Raw genomic sequence first — 15,552 nt, 5'->3', positions numbered from 1 at the left:
AAGGGGCAACTACAAGCGTAGTCGACAGCAGGAAACAGCAAGGCCGATATGCATTTCCGGTTATTGCAATGCTCAGCCCGAAGTACGGGCCAATTGCAGGTGAACCTCGGCGACACAAACCAGGTTGCGCATTTTTTGCGCAATCAACTCGGCACGGTGCCAGCTTAGGCCGGCAATCTCGATCTCGACCTTGAGCAGATCATCCTCTTGGTTCATCAGCATTTTGTGGGGCGTAAGAAATTGCAGGGCGAACAGATTCAGAATCCGGCACAGGCTGTCTGGCTCGGCGTCTACCTGGAGTTGATAGTGCACACAGCTATGGATGCTGCCAGCGGCCCAGACATCTTCACGCATCGGGATCACAGGGTTGTCGAAGCGTTCGAGTGCGCTCATGGAAGTCTCCGGTTCAGGTGGAGGAAATTTTCACATGCTCAACCGGGTTTTTTTTCTCTATGATCAGCAAATTAGGCGGGTTTTTGAATTAGATAATTCGTATATTGGCGCAATGCGGGAATAATTATGCAGAGTGAATTGGATCTCTACGATCGGCGGATCCTGGCTCTTTTGCAGGAAGATGCATCGCTTTCCAGTGCGCAGATTGCCGAGCGCGTAGGACTCTCGCAGTCACCCTGTTGGCGACGGATTCAGCGTTTGAAAGAAGAGGGAGTGATTCGCGCTCAGGTGACCTTGCTGGATCGCAAGAAAATCGGCCTGAATACGCAGATTTTTGCCGAGGTAAAACTGAATGCTCACGGACGCTCCAATTTCACCGAATTTACCGAGGCGATTCGCGGCTTCCCGGAAGTGATGGAGTGCTATGTGCTGATGGGTGCAGTGGATTTTCTGCTGCGCATTGTCACCCCGGACATCGAAGCTTACGAACGCTTCTTTTTCGAAAAACTGTCGATGGTGCCGGGGATCCAGGAGGTCAACTCGACCGTGGCCTTATCCGAAATAAAGTCCACGACGAGTCTACCGGTGCTGCGCTAAGGGCTTACTTGCGCAACAGATGCTTCCAGCCGCGACTCTGGAACACGGCCATGGCCTGGTCGGCACGGGCATCCAGTACCTCAGTGCGAACGTCGGCTTCAACTTCGTCGCTGATCGACTGGTTGGCCAGTTCATGCAGTTTGTTCAGCTCACCGAACAAACGGTCCAGGTCGGGGCTCTCAAGCACCTGACGGGCATGGTGCAGCCAGGCCAGCAGACGCTCGATACGGGGCAGTTGTTCTGCCAAGTCTTCCGGCTGGCGATGGTACAGCGGCAGGTTCAGGGCCTTGGCTTCGTCGGCCAGCAGCACATTCAACCAATTGGCCAATTGCGCGGCACCTTGGCGGTCGCCGCGCTTGTTGCGCTCGACGGTCCAGCCGCGAGCCAGCAGCCAGCGCGAGGTCTCCAGAGAGAACTGGCCCCAGCGCGGGTCCTGCAGCTCTTCTGCAAATTGTTCCGGCGCTGCTCGGCGAACGTCTTCGTCGTCATTGCCGGCCAGCACCAGTGGGCGCCAGTCTTCCAGCAAGGCATCGAGGCTGCTGCGCAAGGCGGAGGTTGTCGTGCGTGGTGCGGCCTGGCCGAGGCTGCTGGTCAGGGCGCGCAGTTCAGCAAGGGCCTGGACCCAATCCTGCAGCAGGCGCCAGTGACCGTTGAATCGGTACTGTTCGGCCAAGCGCTGGCTGGCACCGAGCAATTGCCAGGCGAGGGTGGCGAAGGCGTCATCCAGGGGCATCTCGGGGTTCAGCTCGGCAGTCGGCAGGCTCAGCGCGTAGCTGGTTGGATCGAGCAAGCGATAACCCCGCTCGGCCTTGCTGATGTCGCACGGGAACAACGGCAGGCTGGCAGACAGCTCGGCCGCGAGTTCCAGCAACGCTTCAGGTTCACCTTCGCGCAGCTCAAGCTCCAGCTCGCAGATTTCTTCCTTCTGCTTGCCAGCGACCACGGTGCCGAGGTCCAGGGCGGCTTCGATCACCACCTTGGCCTTGCCACGGCCCCAGGCGATCTCTGCATATTCGCGGGTGAAATCAGTGGTGAACAGCGCCTTGATGGCTTTTTTATCCACGTCGGCGAGTTCGGCCGGCCAGCATTCGTCGTCGAGCTTTTTCACGTCCAGCTTAGCCTTGGGCAACTGCCACTCGTGCTCGTTGCGTACCGACAGACCGGCGACGCTCTGGCCACGGGTCTTGAGGGTCTGGATGACTACATCGCCGTCGCGGCGCAGGCGCAGTGCAACCTTGGCGGCAGCCAGGTCACGCTCAGGGGTGTCGAAGTACTGGTTCAGCAGCTCGCGCTGTTGCCAGCCAGACTTGTTGCGCTTCTTCAGCAATGGGTGTTCGCGCAGGGCGGCGAGCGTCTCGCGGCTGACCCGCAGTTTGATTTCGGTTTCTTTGTGCATTGCTGAGTAATCCAGGCTCGGATGACAGGGAGCGTCTTGGCCGTGCAGTGTACAGGAGTCGGCCGCCGACGGTTTATTCCAGGTGCCCGATGGCCCTATGATGGGCTTCGCCTCAAGGAGAATGCGCATGCCTTTGCCATCGCTCAAAGAACAGTTCGCGGCATTGATTGCTATGCCTTCGGTCAGCTGTACCCAACCTGCGCTAGATCAGTCCAATCGTGCAGTGATCGACCTGTTGGCCGGTTGGTTGGGTGACCTGGGCTTTGCCTGCGATATCCAGCAAGTGACGCCGGGCAAGTTCAACCTGCTGGCCAGCTACGGCAGTGGCCCTGGCGGGTTGGTGTTGGCTGGGCATAGCGATACGGTGCCTTATGATCCGCAGCTGTGGCAGACCGACCCGCTCAAATTAACGGAGGTTGATGGCCGCTGGGTCGGGCTCGGCAGTTGCGACATGAAAGGTTTCTTCGCCTTGGTCATCGAGGCCGTACAGCCATTGCTGGCGAACGACTTCAAGCAACCGTTGCTGATTCTTGCGACCTGCGATGAAGAAAGTTCAATGTCCGGTGCCCGTGCATTGGCCGAGGCTGGGCGTCCGCTGGGGCGAGCGGCGGTGATCGGTGAACCTACCGGGCTCAAACCTATCCGCCTGCACAAGGGTGTGATGATGGAGCGTATCGATATTCTCGGTCGCAGTGGCCATTCGTCGGATCCGAGTCTTGGCCATAGTGCGCTGGAGGCCATGCACCAGGTGATGGGCGAGCTGATGAATTTGCGTCAGCAATGGCGGAAGGAATTCAACAACGCCCAGTTCAGCGTACCGCAGCCGACGTTGAACTTCGGTTGCATTCATGGCGGTGACAATCCGAACCGGATCTGTGGCCAGTGCGCATTGGAGTTTGATTTGCGGCCATTGCCGGGCATGGACCCCGAGGCGCTGCGTGCCGCCATTCGGCAGAAACTTGCACCGCTGGCCGAGCTGCATCAGGTGAAGATCGACTATGCACCGTTGTTCCCCGAGGTGCCGCCGTTTGAACAGGAGGCCGACGCGGAGTTGGTGCGGGTAGCCGAACGTCTTACAGGTCACCGCGCCGAAGCGGTAGCCTTTGGTACCGAAGCGCCTTATCTTCAGCGCCTGGGCTGTGAGACCCTGGTACTCGGTCCGGGTGACATCGCTTGCGCCCATCAGCCGGGCGAATATCTTGAAATGTCACGCTTGCAGCCTACTGTGCGTCTATTGCGTGAGTTGATTGAACATTACTGCCTGAACCCGGTAATTGCCCGTTAGGTTCAGCCGTTACCCAAAGGAGATTGCGCGTGACGCCAAGCCTGTTCCGACGATAACCCTTCGAGCGCTGTGTGCTTTCCCGTTCTTGTCCAATTTTCTACAGGCTTTGTGGTTATGCCCGATTACGTCAACTGGCTGCGTCATGCTTCGCCCTACATCAACGCCCACCGTGACTGCACCTTTGTGGTCATGCTGCCCGGTGACGGTGTGGAACACCCCAACTTCGGCAATATCGTTCACGACCTGGTGCTGTTGCACAGCCTTGGGGTTCGTCTGGTACTGGTGCACGGTTCGCGTCCGCAAATCGAAGCCCGCCTGGCCAGTCGTGGCCTCACGCCGCATTATCACCGTGGTATGCGCATCACCGATGCGGCAACCCTGGAATGTGTGATCGATGCCGTTGGTCACCTGCGTATCGCTATAGAGGCGCGCCTGTCGATGGACATGGCGGCTTCGCCGATGCAGGGTTCGCGCTTGCGCGTTGCTGCAGGCAACCTGGTAACCGCGCGACCGATCGGTGTGCTTGAAGGTGTCGATTATCACCATACCGGTGAAGTGCGCCGGGTCGACCGCAAAGGTATCAACCGGCTGCTCGATGAGCGCTCCATTGTGCTGTTATCGCCGCTCGGTTACTCGCCGACTGGCGAAATTTTCAACCTGGCCTGTGAAGATGTCGCAACACGCGCAGCAATTGAGCTGGAAGCCGACAAATTGCTGTTATTCGGCTCTGAACGCGGCTTGATTGACGAGCAAGGGCGGCTAGTACGTGAACTGCGCCCGCAACAGGTTCCGGCGCATTTGCAGCGTTTGGGCAGTGATTATCAGGCCGAACTGCTGGATGCCGCTGCCCAGGCTTGCCGTGGTGGCGTAGCACGCAGTCATATCGTCAGCTATGGCGAAGATGGCGCCTTGCTCACTGAACTGTTTACCCGCGATGGTGGCGGCACCCTGGTGGCTCAAGAGCAGTTTGAGAAGGTTCGCGAGGCAGCCATTGAAGATGTCGGTGGTCTGCTGGAACTGATCAGCCCGTTGGAAGAACAAGGCATTCTGGTGCGTCGTTCTCGTGAGGTGCTGGAACGTGAGATCGAGCAATTCAGCGTGGTTGAACGCGAAGGCATGATCATCGCGTGTGCCGCACTGTATCCGATTGCTGATTCCGAGGCGGGTGAGTTGGCGTGCCTGGCGGTGAATCCCGAGTATCGTCATGGGGGGCGTGGCGATGAGCTGCTTGAACGCATCGAGACACGGGCGCGGGAGATGGGCTTGAACACGTTGTTCGTGCTGACGACCCGGACTGCTCACTGGTTCCGTGAACGTGGGTTTGTACCCAGTAGCGTCGAGCGGATGCCGGCAGCAAGGGCCTCGCTGTACAACTACCAGCGTAATTCGAAGATTTTCGAGAAAGCTTTGTAAGGCTTCGCGAGGCAAGCCCGCTCCTACAGGTTAAGTCCTGTGGGAGCGGGCTTGCCCCGCGATTACGCCATCAAACGGTATGCAGGTACCAGTTGTACTCGAGGTCGGAGATGGAGTGTTCAAACTCTTCCAGCTCACTTTCCTTACAGGCCACGAAGATATCGATGTATTTAGGATCGATGTACTTGGCCAGGATCTCGCTGTCGTCGAGCTCGCGTAGGGCATCACGCAAGTTGTTCGGCAGGCTCTGTTCGTTCTGCTCGTAGGAGTTGCCTTCGGTCGGCGCGCCAGGTTCGACCTTGTTGGTCAGACCATGGTGAACGCCCGCCAATACCGCGGCCATCAGCAGGTACGGGTTGGCGTCGGCACCGGCGACGCGGTGTTCGATACGCACGGCATCAGGTGCGCCAGTTGGTACGCGCAGGGCAACAGTGCGGTTGTCCAGGCCCCAGCTTGGCGAGTTTGGTACGTAGAACTGAGCACCGAAACGGCGGTACGAGTTGACGTTCGGGCACAGGAACGCCATCGACGCCGGTAGGGTCTCGAGCACACCGCCGATCGCGTGACGCAGTGCGGCGTTCTGCTCGGGATCCTCGCTGGTGAAGATGTTCTTGCCATCTTTGTCCAGCACCGAGATATGGACATGCAGACCATTCCCCGCCTGGCCTGGATAAGGCTTGGCCATGAAGGTGGTGTCCATTTCATGGTCGTAGGCGATGTTTTTGATCAGGCGCTTGAGCAGTACCGCGTAGTCGCAGGCCTTCATTGGGTCGGCAACGTGGTGCAGGTTGACTTCAAACTGCGCCGGGGCGCTTTCCTTGACGATTGCGTCGGCAGGGATGCCCTGTTCCTTCGCGCCTTCGAGGATGTCCTGCAGGCAGTCTACATACTCATCCAAATCGTCGATCAGGTAGACCTGGGTCGACATCGGGCGTTTGCCGGAGATGGGCGAACGTGGCGGTTGTGGACGGCCATTCACGTTCTCCTGGTCGATCAGGTAGAACTCCAGCTCGAACGCGGCGCAGATGGTCAGACCCATCTCATCGAACTTGCTCACCACTTGGCGCAGAACTTCACGCGGGTCGGCGAAGAACGGCTCACCTTCGATTTCGTGCATGGTCATCAGCAGCTGCGCAGTCGGGCGCTTCTGCCAAGGCTCGTTGGATAGGGTGTCGGGGATCGGATAGCAAATGCGATCGGCATCGCCGATGTCCAGGCCCAGGCCGGTACTTTCTACCGTTGAACCGTTGATATCCAATGCGAAGAGGGAGGCCGGCAGGTTGATGCCTTTCTCGTAAACCTTGTGGAGGCTGGTGCGCTCGATGCGCTTGCCACGCACCACACCATTCATATCTGCAATCAGAAGGTCAACGTAGAGAACCTCAGGATGTTCCTTAAGGAACGCGTTCGCTTCGTTAAGCTGAACGGCACGCGGGGGTACCGACATGATGCAACACCTTTGTTGTTAAAAATATCAATCAATGGGGGCTTGCAGCTCCAGTCAATCGGAAAGCCATACCGAAGTCAAGCCAACCACATGATGCCCTAAAATGGCCCTTAAGCGGCATTTTTGCTGCAATCGAGGGCGCTAGCAACCGCTGCTTTCGTACCAGAAGAGCGATTTTTCGACAGGCCGTGTTCTATTTTTTACGGGGGTGTTGTGTAAAAAAATGAACAAGGCTAAGCTCGGTGGCAACCCATAACATCAATAATACCGGGGGTTACATGTCACGCCAGCCGACAACCGGCCGCACCGTCTGCCGCCCGCAGATTGGTTTTCGAGCATTTTACGCGAGCGCCCATCGCTGCGCGTCAGTCCTCAGCACCCCGGCTGAAATAATTGACGGCGCGGGCAGCCTGCCTGTTGTCGATGCGTCCTCTTCGTTTCTCTTTAATGACTATAGCGGCTCTCGTCGCGGTATGCCCCTGCGCGGCTTTTGCTTTAGCCCCGCGCGGCATCCAGAATGTCTGCGACGCCCACTCCGGGTGTCCTGACGATTGTCTAGACATTTACCTCCTGAGGTATTTATGAGTAACAACCTCGACCAGCTCACCGATTGGTTGAAAGAACACAAGATCACCGAAGTTGAGTGCTTGATCAGCGACCTCACCGGGATCACCCGTGGCAAGATTTCTCCAACCAACAAGTTCATTGCTGAAAAAGGCATGCGCTTGCCCGAGAGTGTCCTGCTGCAAACCGTCACCGGCGACTACGTCGACGATGACATCTACTACGAGCTGCTGGATCCGGCTGATATCGACATGATTTGCCGACCTGACGAGAACGCGGTGTTTCTCGTCCCTTGGGCTATCGAGCCCACCGCCCAGGTAATCCACGATACCTATGACAAGCAAGGCAATCCGGTCGAGCTGTCGCCGCGCAACGTGCTCAAGAAGGTTCTGAAGCTTTATGCCGACAGAGGCTGGCAGCCAATTGTGGCGCCAGAAATGGAGTTCTACCTGACCAAGCGCTGCGAAGACCCAGACTTCCCGCTGCAGCCGCCAATTGGCCGCTCCGGCCGTCCGGAAACCGGCCGTCAGTCGTTTTCCATTGAAGCAGCCAACGAATTCGACCCGTTGTTCGAGGACGTTTACGACTGGTGCGAACTGCAGAACCTGGACCTGGACACGCTGATCCACGAAGACGGCACGGCGCAGATGGAAATCAACTTCCGTCACGGTAACGCCCTCGCTTTGGCCGACCAGATCCTGGTGTTCAAGCGGACCATGCGTGAAGCGGCGCTCAAGCACAACGTCGCCGCTACCTTCATGGCCAAACCGATGACCGGTGAGCCAGGCAGTGCTATGCACCTGCACCAGAGCATCATCGATGTGCACACCGGCAAGAACATCTTTTCCGATGAAGATGGCCGCATGAGCGAACTGTTCCTCAATCACGTTGGCGGTTTGCAGAAATTCATTCCGGTAGTACTGCCGTTGTTTGCACCGAACGTGAACTCGTTCCGCCGCTTCCTGCCAGACACCTCGGCTCCGGTAAACGTGGAATGGGGCGAAGAGAACCGCACCGTCGGCCTCCGGGTTCCGGATGCAGGTCCGCAGAACCGCCGCGTAGAGAACCGTCTGCCAGGGGCCGACGCCAACCCGTACCTGGCGATTGCCGCCAGCCTGTTGTGCGGATTCATTGGCATGGTCGAAGGCATCAAGCCAAGCGCCCCGGTACAGGGTCGTGGTTACGAGCGCCGCAATCTGCGCCTGCCGCTGACCATCGAGGATGCGTTGGAGCGCATGGAAAACTGCAAGGCCCTGGAACCCTACCTGGGCAAGAAATTCATTACCGGCTACGTCGCAACCAAACGTGCCGAGCATGAAAACTTCAAACGTGTAATCAGCTCCTGGGAACGTGAGTTCCTGCTGTTTGCAGTCTGATCAACCCCGGAGCCGCAGGAGCGCGGCCGTCAGAAAACGGAGAAGCACATGAGCGTCAACAACCCGCAAACCCGCGAGTGGCAAGACCTGAGCCGTGATCATCACCTGGCGCCTTTCAGTGACTACAAGCAACTGAAAGAAAAGGGCCCGCGAATTATCACCAAAGCTGAAGGTGTGCATTTGTGGGACAGCGAGGGCAACAAAATCCTCGATGGCATGGCTGGTCTGTGGTGTGTGGCGGTCGGTTACGGTCGTGAAGAGCTGGCAGACGCTGCAGCCAAGCAAATGCGTGAGCTGCCGTACTACAACCTGTTCTTCCAGACCGCACACCCACCTGCGCTGGAATTGGCCAAGGCGATTTCTGCCGTGGCGCCGGAAGGTATGACTCATGTGTTCTTCACCGGTTCGGGCTCCGAAGGTAACGACACTAACCTGCGTATGGTCCGTCACTACTGGGCGGTCAAGGGCAAGCCGCAGAAGAAGGTGATTATCGGCCGCATTAATGGTTATCACGGTTCCACCGTGGCGGGCGCCGCGCTGGGTGGTATGAGCGGCATGCACGAACAAAGCGGCACCCTGCCGGACATCGTGCACATCCCGCAGCCGTACTGGTTCGGTGAGGGTGGCGACAAGAGCCCGGAAGAGTTTGGTATCTGGGCCGCCGAACAGCTGGAAAAGAAAATTCTCGAAGTGGGCGAAGAAAACGTCGCTGCCTTCATCGCTGAGCCGATCCAGGGCGCAGGCGGTGTGATCATTCCACCAGAAAGCTACTGGCCGAAGATCAAGGAGATTCTGGCCAAGTACGAAATTCTGTTCATCGCCGACGAAGTGATCTGCGGTTTTGGGCGTACCGGTGAGTGGTTCGGTTCCGACTACTACGACCTCAAACCAGATCTGATGACCATCGCCAAGGGTCTGACTTCCGGTTACATCCCAATGGGTGGTGTGATCGTACGTGACGAAGTAGCCAAGGTCGTCAGCGAAGGCGGTGACTTCAACCACGGCTTCACCTATTCCGGTCACCCGGTCGCTGCTGCCGTTGGCCTGGAAAACCTGCGGATCCTGCGCGACGAGAAAATTATCGAGCGGGTCAAGGAAGAAACGGCACCGTATTTGCAAAAGCGTTTGCGTGAGCTGAACGATCACCCGTTGGTAGGTGAAGTGCGTGGCCTGGGCATGCTCGGTGCTATCGAGCTGGTCAAGGACAAGGCATCGCGGACCCGTTACGACGGCCAGGGCGCGGGCATGATCTGCCGTCAGCACTGCTTCGACAACGGTCTGATCATGCGCGCAGTGGGCGACACCATGATCATCGCGCCACCGCTGGTCATCAGCCGGGAAGAGATCGACGAGCTTGTGGAAAAGGCACGCAAATGCCTGGACTTGACGCTTGAGGCGCTGAAATAGCCAAGTGCTAGGCTAGCGTAATGGCATCATGGGGTTTCGAGGTGCTCTTTCCTTGAAAGAGCGCCTTGGAACTTGCCAGACTAGCGACTGTTTCAGTCGCCCAGTGCTTGTGCCGTAAAGAGCAGGCCACTGAACAGATGGCTTAATAAAAAATTCTGGAGCATTACGCATGAAGAAATTGGGCAAGACGTTGTTGGCTATGTCCCTGATGGGCGCCATGGCCAGTGCTGTTCAGGCGGATGACAAAGTGCTGCACGTCTATAACTGGTCCGATTACATCGCACCAGACACCGTTGCCAACTTCGAGAAGCAGACCGGCATCAAGGTCGTCTATGACGTCTTCGACAGTAACGAAACCCTCGAGGCCAAGTTGCTGGCAGGCAAGTCCGGTTATGACATCGTCGTACCGTCGAACAACTTTCTGGCCAAGCAGATCAAGGCGGGTGTCTATCAGGAACTCGATCGTTCCAAGCTGCCAAACTGGAAGAACCTTGACGAAGATCTGCTCAAGGCCGTTGGTGATGCCAGCGACCCGGGTAACAAGTACGCATTCCCGTACATGTGGGGCTCTATCGGTATTGGTTACAACCCAGAGAAGGTCAAGGCTGCGCTGGGTGTCGACAAGATCGATTCCTGGGACGTGGTGTTCAAGCCCGAGAACATCGAAAAGCTCAAGAGCTGTGGCGTAAGCTTCCTCGATGCGCCGACCGAAATGATCCCGGCGGCTCTGCATTACCTTGGCAAGCCGACCAACAGCACAGACAAAGCTGACCTGAAGGCCGCTGAAGAACTGTTCCTGAAGATCCGTCCGTCGATCGGTTACTTCCACTCCTCCAAGTACATCTCGGACCTGGCCAACGGCAACATCTGCATCGCTGTGGGTTACTCGGGTGACCTGGAGCAGTCCAAGGCGCGTGCTCACGAAGCCGGTGACAAGGTCAAGCTGGACTACATCATTCCGAAAGAAGGCGCCGGTACCTTCTACGACATGGTTGCTATCCCTAAAGATGCCGCCAATGTCGACGCCGCTTACAAGTTCATGGACTTCCTGATGCAGCCGGAAGTCATGGCGGGTATCACCAACGCGGTACGCTTCCCTAACGGCAACAAGGCGGCAACCCCGCTGGTAGACAAGGACATCTCGGGCGATCCGAGCATCTATCCACCGGCAGATGTGAAGAAGCAGCTGTACGCAATTGCTGACCCAGGAGCGAAAGCTCAACGCGAGATCACTCGCAGCTGGACCAAGATCAAGTCGGGTAAATAAGCCGGCTGTATCCCTGGGCGCGGTGTAAATCACGTCCAGGGATCATTTAGCGGCAAATTTTTTTTGCGACATTAGTGCATCGAAGGTAAGTTGCGCGCCGGTTTGCGTTGATGGCAGGTGTTTCTGCCGTTGGCCACTGGCACTATTGTGAGGACCTCCCACTTGTCTATATCCACATTTCGCAAGGCCATGCTGGCCGGAGCGGGTCTGACGCTGGCGATCAGCGTCCAAGCGGCGCCCACGGTGCACTTTTATAATTGGTCGGACTACATCGGGCAGACGACACTCGCAGACTTCGAGAAAGCCACGGGCATCAAGCCTGTACAGGACGTCTTCGATTCCAATGAAACCCTGGAAGGCAAACTCCTGGCGGGTCGTACCGGCTATGACGTAGTGGTGCCGTCCAACCATTTCCTCGGCAAGCAGATCAAGGCGGGCGCCTTCCAGAAGCTCGACAAGTCGCTGCTGCCAAACTATTCGAATCTGGATCCGGCACTGATGAAGCGCCTGGAAAAGAACGATCCGGGCAATCAGTACGCCGTTCCTTATCTGTGGGGGACCAACGGCATTGGTTACAACGTCGAGAAGGTCAAGGCGGCGCTGGGTACCGACAAGATCGACTCGTGGGCCATGTTGTTCGAGCCGGAAAACATCAAGAAGCTCTCCAAGTGTGGGGTCGCTTTCCTGGACTCGGCCGATGAGATGCTTCCTGCGGTTCTCAACTACATGGGGCGTAATCCCAACAGTACTGATCCCAAGGACTACGCCGACGCCGAGAAGAAGTTGTTGGCAGTGCGCCCATATGTGACGTATTTCCATTCGTCCAAGTACATCTCGGACCTGGCCAATGGCGACATCTGTGTAGCTGCTGGTTTTTCCGGTGACGTGTTCCAGGCCAAGGCCCGTGCAGAAGAAGCCGGCAAAGGCGTGGACGTGGCGTATGTGATTCCCAAGGAAGGCGGCAACCTCTGGTTCGACATGCTGGCGATCCCCAAGGATTCCACCAATGTCAAAGAGGCCCATGCCTTCATCAACTATTTGCTGAAACCTGAGGTGATTGCCCAGGTCAGTGATTACGTCGGTTATGCCAACCCGAACCTCAAGGCTGGCGATCTGATGGACCAGAGCGTGCGAACCGACGCAGCGGTTTATCCACCGCAAGAAGTGCTGGACAAGTTGTACGTTAGCTCCGAGTTACCACCCAAAGTGCAACGTTTGATGACCCGTAGCTGGACCAAGGTCAAGTCGGGCAAGTAAGTATCCAGGGTCCGTCACGGCAGGGGCGGACGCAAAAAATCTTGTTGGGAGTTTCACAAATGGCTGTTGCCTCCGGTGCCTATAAGAAAGCCCTCGAGGGCGACCAGCAACCTAAACAGGTGCTGGTCAAAATCGACCGGGTCACGAAAAAGTTCGACGAAACGGTCGCGGTGGACGATGTGTCCCTCGAAATCAAGAAGGGTGAGATCTTCGCTCTGCTTGGCGGCTCCGGTTCGGGTAAATCTACCTTGCTGCGTATGCTCGCCGGCTTCGAGCGGCCAACCGAGGGGCGCATCTTCCTCGATGGCGTAGACATTACCGATATGCCGCCCTACGAGCGGCCAATCAACATGATGTTCCAGTCCTATGCGCTGTTCCCGCACATGACCGTCGCGCAGAACATTGCCTTCGGCTTGCAGCAGGACCGCATGCCCAAATCCGAGATCGACGCCCGTGTTGGCGAGATGCTCAAACTGGTACATATGACCCAGTACGCCAAGCGTAAGCCACACCAGCTTTCCGGTGGCCAGCGCCAACGTGTTGCCCTGGCCCGTTCGCTGGCCAAACGTCCGAAACTGTTGCTGCTCGACGAGCCGATGGGGGCGCTGGACAAGAAGTTGCGTTCGCAGATGCAATTGGAATTGGTAGAGATCATCGAGCGCGTGGGCGTGACCTGCGTGATGGTGACCCACGACCAGGAAGAGGCCATGACCATGGCCCAGCGCATCGCCATCATGCACCTGGGCTGGATTGCCCAGATTGGCAGCCCGATCGATATCTATGAGACACCAACCAGCCGCCTGGTCTGCGAATTCATCGGTAACGTCAACCTGTTCGACGGTGAAGTGGTCGAGGATGCTGAGGGCCATGCGGTTATTGCCAGCCCGGAACTCGAACGCAAAATCTATGTTGGCCATGGTGTTACCACTTCGGTCGAAGACAAGCGCATCACCTACGCGCTGCGTCCGGAGAAACTGCTGGTAACCACCGCGCAGCCGACCTGCGAGTACAACTGGTCGCGCGGTAAGGTTCACGACATCGCCTACCTTGGTGGCCACTCGGTGTTCTACGTCGAGCTGCCTGGTGGCAAGATCGTTCAGTCGTTCGTTGCCAACGCCGAGCGTCAGGGCACCCGACCAACCTGGGACGACCAGGTTTATGTCTGGTGGGAAGACGACAGCGGTGTGGTACTGCGGTCATGAACATGCGCAAGCTCAAGCGAGCGCTCAATCGAATAAAGCCTGAAGGCCGCCATCTGGTTATCGGCGTTCCCTTCATCTGGCTGTTCCTGTTCTTCATGCTGCCGTTCTTCATCGTGCTGAAGATCAGTTTTGCCGAAGCCGACGTGGCGATTCCGCCTTACACCGAGATCTACAGCTACGTTGAAGGCAAGCTGCAACTGATACTTAACATGGCCAACTACGGCCTGTTGTCCGAGGATGAGTTGTACATCGCGGCCTACCTGGGCTCGTTGAAGATGGCCTTCTTCAGCACACTGCTGTGCGTGCTGATCGGCTATCCCATGGCCTATGCCATTGCCAATGCGCGCAAGGAAAGCCAAACCGTCCTTTTGCTGCTGATCATGATGCCAACCTGGACCGCGATCCTGATCCGCGTCTATGCCTGGATGGGCATTCTCAGCAACAACGGCCTTCTCAACAGCTTCCTGATGTGGCTGGGCTTGATCGACCAACCGCTGCAGATCCTCAACACCAACCTTGCGGTGTATATCGGCGTGGTCTATTCGTACCTGCCGTTCATGATCCTGCCGCTGTATGCCAACCTGGTCAAACACGACCAGAGTCTGCTTGAAGCTGCTTCTGACCTGGGTTCGAGCACCTTCAACAGCTTCTGGAAAATCACCGTTCCGCTGTCCAAGAACGGCATCATCGCTGGCTGCATGCTGGTGTTCATTCCGGTGGTGGGTGAGTTCGTTATCCCTGAACTGCTTGGCGGTCCGGAAACCCTGATGATTGGTAAAGTGCTCTGGCAAGAGTTCTTCAACAACCGTGACTGGCCGGTGGCGTCTGCCCTGGCAGTGGTGATGCTGGCGATCCTGATTGTGCCGATTCTGCTCTTCAACCGTAGTCAGGCCAAAGAGATGGAGGGCAGGGCATGAAGCGTTTCAGTTTCTCCAAGCTGATGTTGGTTGTGGGCTTGCTGTTCATCTACCTGCCCATGCTGATCCTGGTGATCTACTCGTTCAACGCCTCGAAGCTCGTAACAGTCTGGGGCGGCTGGTCGATCAAGTGGTATGTCGGCCTGCTCGACAACAGCCAACTGATGGGCTCGGTGATGCGCTCGCTGGAAATCGCCTTCTACACCGCGATTGCCGCAGTGGCGCTGGGCACCCTGGCAGCGTTCGTGCTCACCAGGGTTACTCGCTTCAAGGGGCGTACTCTGTTCGGTGGCCTGGTCACCGCGCCGCTGGTAATGCCTGAGGTAATCACCGGTCTGTCGCTGTTGCTGCTGTTCGTGGCCATGGCGCAGTTGATCGGCTGGCCGCAGGAGCGTGGCATCGTCACCATCTGGATCGCCCACACGACCTTCTGTGCGGCCTATGTGGCCGTGGTGGTGTCGGCGCGTCTGCGTGAGCTCGACTTGTCGATCGAAGAAGCGGCGATGGACCTGGGTGCACGTCCTTGGAAGGTGTTCTTCCTGATCACCATCCCGATGATCGCGCCTTCACTGGCTGCCGGCGGCATGATGTCCTTCGCCCTGTCGCTGGATGACCTGGTACTGGCCAGCTTTGTGTCGGGCCCTGGCTCGACCACGTTGCCGATGGAAGTCTTCTCTGCCGTGCGTCTGGGCGTGAAGCCGGAAATCAACGCCGTTGCCAGTCTGATCCTGCTCTCGGTGTCGATTGTGACCTTCATGGTCTGGTACTTCAGCCGTCGCGCCGAAGAACGTCGCCGCCGGGCGATCCAGCAGGCTATCGAGGAAAGTGCTGCAGAGTCGTGGAAACAACCAGACGTAGGTCGCTCACCTTCGCCTGTTTCAGCTTGATCTGAAAAGCGCGGAACAGCCTCGCTCCCATCCAGGGAGCAGGCTGTCCCGCGATGAGCTCTATCCCTCCAGCATCTTCTGTCCGCATAAATCTATTGATTTCGCACAAGCGGCATCGCTGCGTCTGATCTACGCTAACACTCG

General features: G+C 57.4%; 13 protein-coding genes. 10 read left to right on the top strand and 3 right to left on the bottom strand.

The genetic code is table 11. From position 1 onward, the window contains the following. Positions 1 to 72: 72 nt before the first annotated feature. On the bottom strand, positions 73 to 393 hold the full coding sequence (locus H8F21_RS00555; RefSeq protein WP_203479034.1) for a hypothetical protein: 321 nt from the start codon (positions 391 to 393) through the stop codon (positions 73 to 75). A gap of 126 nt (positions 394 to 519) precedes the next feature. On the opposite strand from H8F21_RS00555, the gene H8F21_RS00550 reads away from it, so the two are divergent. Beyond that, complete coding sequence (locus H8F21_RS00550; RefSeq protein WP_203479035.1) at positions 520 to 990, top strand: Lrp/AsnC family transcriptional regulator; 471 nt, start codon at positions 520 to 522, stop codon at positions 988 to 990. A 4-nt stretch (positions 991 to 994) separates the two neighbouring features. Here the strand turns inward: H8F21_RS00550 and H8F21_RS00545 are convergent, their stop codons facing one another. Next, complete coding sequence (locus tag H8F21_RS00545) at positions 995 to 2,386, bottom strand: CYTH domain-containing protein (protein ID WP_203479036.1); 1,392 nt, start codon at positions 2,384 to 2,386, stop codon at positions 995 to 997. A 127-nt stretch (positions 2,387 to 2,513) separates the two neighbouring features. Between H8F21_RS00545 and argE the strand changes: the two genes are divergently transcribed. Both argE and argA read left to right on the top strand, forming a co-directional pair. Next, positions 2,514 to 3,671 carry an acetylornithine deacetylase gene (argE, locus tag H8F21_RS00540; RefSeq protein ID WP_203479037.1) on the top strand — a complete coding sequence of 386 codons (1,158 nt, stop codon included), beginning with the start codon at positions 2,514 to 2,516 and terminating at the stop codon, positions 3,669 to 3,671. A gap of 114 nt (positions 3,672 to 3,785) precedes the next feature. Further along, on the top strand, positions 3,786 to 5,084 hold the full coding sequence (gene argA, locus H8F21_RS00535) for an amino-acid N-acetyltransferase (RefSeq protein WP_203479038.1): 1,299 nt from the start codon (positions 3,786 to 3,788) through the stop codon (positions 5,082 to 5,084). Between the two features lie 70 nt (positions 5,085 to 5,154). On the opposite strand, the gene H8F21_RS00530 is transcribed toward argA, so the two are convergent. Beyond that, on the bottom strand, positions 5,155 to 6,531 hold the full coding sequence (locus H8F21_RS00530; protein WP_203479039.1) for a glutamine synthetase family protein: 1,377 nt from the start codon (positions 6,529 to 6,531) through the stop codon (positions 5,155 to 5,157). Between the two features lie 581 nt (positions 6,532 to 7,112). Between H8F21_RS00530 and H8F21_RS00525 the strand changes: the two genes are divergently transcribed. The 7 genes from H8F21_RS00525 to H8F21_RS00495 all read left to right on the top strand — a co-directional run bounded on the left by H8F21_RS00525 (position 7,113) and on the right by H8F21_RS00495 (position 15,408). Further along, positions 7,113 to 8,471: a glutamine synthetase family protein gene (locus tag H8F21_RS00525; protein WP_136478640.1), complete on the top strand. Its 1,359-nt coding sequence runs from the start codon at positions 7,113 to 7,115 to the stop codon at positions 8,469 to 8,471. A gap of 48 nt (positions 8,472 to 8,519) precedes the next feature. Further along, positions 8,520 to 9,878, top strand: a complete 1,359-nt coding sequence (locus H8F21_RS00520) for an aspartate aminotransferase family protein (RefSeq protein ID WP_203479040.1) — start codon at positions 8,520 to 8,522, stop codon at positions 9,876 to 9,878. A 169-nt stretch (positions 9,879 to 10,047) separates the two neighbouring features. Next, on the top strand, positions 10,048 to 11,145 hold the full coding sequence (locus tag H8F21_RS00515; RefSeq protein ID WP_203479041.1) for a polyamine ABC transporter substrate-binding protein: 1,098 nt from the start codon (positions 10,048 to 10,050) through the stop codon (positions 11,143 to 11,145). A gap of 162 nt (positions 11,146 to 11,307) precedes the next feature. Further along, positions 11,308 to 12,402, top strand: coding sequence for a polyamine ABC transporter substrate-binding protein (locus H8F21_RS00510; protein WP_203479042.1), 1,095 nt, complete (start codon positions 11,308 to 11,310; stop codon positions 12,400 to 12,402). 59 nt (positions 12,403 to 12,461) lie between these two features. Beyond that, positions 12,462 to 13,604, top strand: a complete 1,143-nt coding sequence (gene potA, locus H8F21_RS00505; protein WP_203479043.1) for a polyamine ABC transporter ATP-binding protein — start codon at positions 12,462 to 12,464, stop codon at positions 13,602 to 13,604. Beyond that, positions 13,601 to 14,521 carry an ABC transporter permease subunit gene (locus tag H8F21_RS00500; RefSeq protein ID WP_203479044.1) on the top strand — a complete coding sequence of 307 codons (921 nt, stop codon included), beginning with the start codon at positions 13,601 to 13,603 and terminating at the stop codon, positions 14,519 to 14,521. Before potA ends, H8F21_RS00500 begins: the two co-directional genes overlap by 4 nt. Beyond that, positions 14,518 to 15,408: an ABC transporter permease subunit gene (locus tag H8F21_RS00495; RefSeq protein WP_203479045.1), complete on the top strand. Its 891-nt coding sequence runs from the start codon at positions 14,518 to 14,520 to the stop codon at positions 15,406 to 15,408. The genes H8F21_RS00500 and H8F21_RS00495 overlap by 4 nt, the downstream gene beginning before the upstream one ends. Positions 15,409 to 15,552: the final 144 nt, after the last annotated feature.

The organism is Pseudomonas arcuscaelestis, assembly GCF_016881005.1.
GTDB classification, from domain to species: Bacteria; Pseudomonadota; Gammaproteobacteria; order Pseudomonadales; family Pseudomonadaceae; genus Aquipseudomonas; species Aquipseudomonas arcuscaelestis.
This window is presented reverse-complemented; position numbering and strand designations above follow the sequence as displayed.

Coding starts and splice junctions, on each gene's coding strand:
- H8F21_RS00515 (WP_203479041.1), top strand. CDS start 10,048: ATGAAGAAATTGGGCAAGACGTTGTTGGCTATGTCCCTGATGGGCGCC.
- H8F21_RS00530 (WP_203479039.1), bottom strand. CDS start 6,531: ATGTCGGTACCCCCGCGTGCCGTTCAGCTTAACGAAGCGAACGCGTTC.
- potA (WP_203479043.1), top strand. CDS start 12,462: ATGGCTGTTGCCTCCGGTGCCTATAAGAAAGCCCTCGAGGGCGACCAG.
- H8F21_RS00545 (WP_203479036.1), bottom strand. CDS start 2,386: ATGCACAAAGAAACCGAAATCAAACTGCGGGTCAGCCGCGAGACGCTC.
- argA (WP_203479038.1), top strand. CDS start 3,786: ATGCCCGATTACGTCAACTGGCTGCGTCATGCTTCGCCCTACATCAAC.
- H8F21_RS00525 (WP_136478640.1), top strand. CDS start 7,113: ATGAGTAACAACCTCGACCAGCTCACCGATTGGTTGAAAGAACACAAG.
- H8F21_RS00520 (WP_203479040.1), top strand. CDS start 8,520: ATGAGCGTCAACAACCCGCAAACCCGCGAGTGGCAAGACCTGAGCCGT.
- H8F21_RS00495 (WP_203479045.1), top strand. CDS start 14,518: ATGAAGCGTTTCAGTTTCTCCAAGCTGATGTTGGTTGTGGGCTTGCTG.
- H8F21_RS00555 (WP_203479034.1), bottom strand. CDS start 393: ATGAGCGCACTCGAACGCTTCGACAACCCTGTGATCCCGATGCGTGAA.
- H8F21_RS00500 (WP_203479044.1), top strand. CDS start 13,601: ATGAACATGCGCAAGCTCAAGCGAGCGCTCAATCGAATAAAGCCTGAA.
- argE (WP_203479037.1), top strand. CDS start 2,514: ATGCCTTTGCCATCGCTCAAAGAACAGTTCGCGGCATTGATTGCTATG.
- H8F21_RS00550 (WP_203479035.1), top strand. CDS start 520: ATGCAGAGTGAATTGGATCTCTACGATCGGCGGATCCTGGCTCTTTTG.